Consider the following 2,031-nt stretch of genomic DNA (forward strand, 5'->3'; position numbering starts at 1 on the left):
GGCGACGGCACCAGCTTCCCCACCGCCGCCCACCTCGCCTCCTACGCCGGACTGGCCCCCACCACGAAGCAGTCGGGCACCTCCATCCACGGCGAACACGCACCCCGAGGCGGCAACCGGCAACTCAAACGGGCGATGTTCCTGTCCGCCTTCGCCTGCATGAACGCCGACCCGGCCTCCCGCACCTACTACGACCGCCAGCGAGCCCGCGGCAAGACCCACACCCAAGCCCTCCTCCGCCTCGCCCGCCAGCGCATCAGCGTCCTGTTCGCCATGCTCCGCGACGGCACCTTCTACGAACCCCGGACACCGAAAGACGTCGAGCTCGCCGCATAACCCCAGCAACACCGAACCACCCCAAACCCGACAAGGGTGCCTTGACGAAGGACATAGAGGCACCCCCCAGGGCTGAGGGCTCCATGGTGCAGATCATGGAGCCCTCAGTTCCGACGCACGACAGGTGTGTGCCCCCTGGGACCCCAGGTGCGGCGCATCACCGAGGACACAGCGGCCCCGGATTCGTCACCGAAGACGATCCAGCGGTCCTCACTCACCGCTCGCCCGGATGGGACACCGCCGGCCACGTCTCCGTGCACCATGCGGCGATCGCCTCCTCGTCCCACTGAATCGCCCGCCCCTGAGGAACCTGCCACGACCAGCCAAGACGCCGCAATAACTGCCACATCCCGCCCGGCGAGTACGACGGCCCGTACCGCTCCTGGACCAGCCGGGAGATCCGCGCGAGCGTCCACCGCTGATCATCCCAGCCGTGAGCCGTGGGACCCTGCCGCAGCAGCGTGACCAGCTCGGCCTCCTGCTCGTCCGTCAGCCGCCGGTGAACCGTGGTGTTCCCGTATCTCGCCGCCAGGGCCTCCACGCCGCCCGCTCTCCACGCCGCGTGCCACTGACTTACCGCCTGCCGGGACACCCCCAGCCGCTCGGCCACCCGCACCTGACGCACCCCTTGTTCGAACAACCCAGCCGCGTCCAGCCGCCGCGCTTCCAACTCCCGCGACCCCGGCACGGCCGCCCCCGAAAACCCCATACAACCGGCATACCGCAACCCCCAGACTTGTCAAGCCCCAGTCAAAAGATCAGTACACCCGCAAGGAGCGGCCGAAGTCCGCGCGTCGGCTCCCGGACGAGCAGCTCATGCCACTGATCCAGCAGGTTCACGCCGAATATCGGGCGGCACCTGTGGCGTCCGGCGGATCACCCGCGCACTGCGACGCAAGGGCATTGTCGTCGCCCGCTGCACCGTCGAGCGGCTGATGGGCGAGCTGGGCCTGGAGGGCGTGTCCCGGGCAGCGGCGGCGGACCACCGTGCCGGAGCCATCGGCACCCCGCCCGCCGGACCTGGTCGACCGTGACTTCACGGCGGGACCAGCTGTGGGTGGCGGACATGACGTATGTCCGCACCTGGTCGGGCTGGGCGTACATTTATCCTGGACGTGTACTCGCGGATGATCGTCGGCTGGCAGGTCGCGAACCACATGCGGACCGAACTGCCTTTGGACGCCTTGGAAATGGCGTTGTGGAGGCGGAGGATCAAGAAGGACTCTAGCCTCATTCATCACAGCGCCCGGTTGAGTCCAGGCAATGAACTCTTCTCGGTAACGCCTCGTGACGTTTTGTGATCTTCGTTCAGGCGGTGCGGTCGTGCTCGAGCTGGAGCAGGACGAGGGCGGCTCGGGCGATGCGGGTGATGGCCGAGGGGTCGAGGCTGACCCTGCGCAGGGCCTTGAAAGTGACCTTCAGCAGGGCGTTGGCACGTTCGGCGACGGCGTGGACGCCTCGGATCACGGCGTTGAACGCCTGGTCGGGCTCGGCGAGTTCACCGCCCTTGGGCTTCTTGACCGGGTGACGGAAGCCGGGCCCGGCGTTCTCGTAGCCGAGGTCGGTCAGGGTGGGGACGCCCAGGGTGGCGGCGAGCCGGTTCAGGGCGTCGACCAGTCCGTGGGCCCGTGCGCAGGTGGTGTCATGCTCGCGGCCCGGGCGGACCGGGGAGACCCAGAGGGGCCAGCCGTCCGG

At 68.6% G+C, this 2,031-nt stretch carries 4 protein-coding genes; 2 read left to right on the forward strand and 2 right to left on the reverse strand.

What is annotated here, in order from left to right:
* A partial coding sequence (locus tag B9S61_RS19335) for a transposase (RefSeq protein WP_146064890.1) occupies window positions 1-336 on the forward strand: 336 nt, incomplete at its 5' end.
* 214 nt (window positions 337-550) lie between these two features.
* Here the strand turns inward: B9S61_RS19335 and B9S61_RS19340 are convergent.
* Window positions 551-1,045 carry a winged helix-turn-helix domain-containing protein gene (locus B9S61_RS19340; RefSeq protein ID WP_103543389.1) on the reverse strand — a complete coding sequence of 165 codons (495 nt, stop codon included), beginning with the start codon at window positions 1,043-1,045 and terminating at the stop codon, window positions 551-553.
* A gap of 136 nt (window positions 1,046-1,181) precedes the next feature.
* Here B9S61_RS19340 and B9S61_RS43500 point away from each other — a divergent pair, with 136 nt between their 5' ends.
* Window positions 1,182-1,370 (forward strand): IS3 family transposase, encoded by a 189-nt coding sequence (locus B9S61_RS43500; RefSeq protein ID WP_374936229.1) that lies wholly within the window; start codon window positions 1,182-1,184, stop codon window positions 1,368-1,370.
* 274 nt (window positions 1,371-1,644) lie between these two features.
* Here B9S61_RS43500 and B9S61_RS19350 read toward each other — a convergent pair.
* The coding region (locus B9S61_RS19350) for a transposase family protein (protein WP_146064891.1) at window positions 1,645-2,031 on the reverse strand (387 nt) is incomplete at its 5' end.

It is taken from the genome of Streptomyces sp. SM1 (genome assembly GCF_002910825.1).
Taxonomy (GTDB): domain Bacteria; phylum Actinomycetota; class Actinomycetes; order Streptomycetales; family Streptomycetaceae; genus Streptomyces; species Streptomyces okerensis.

Excerpts from the sequence above, each read along its gene's own strand:
- B9S61_RS19340 (WP_103543389.1), bottom strand. The coding sequence starts at position 1,045 with ATGGGGTTTTCGGGGGCGGCCGTGCCGGGGTCGCGGGAGTTGGAAGCG.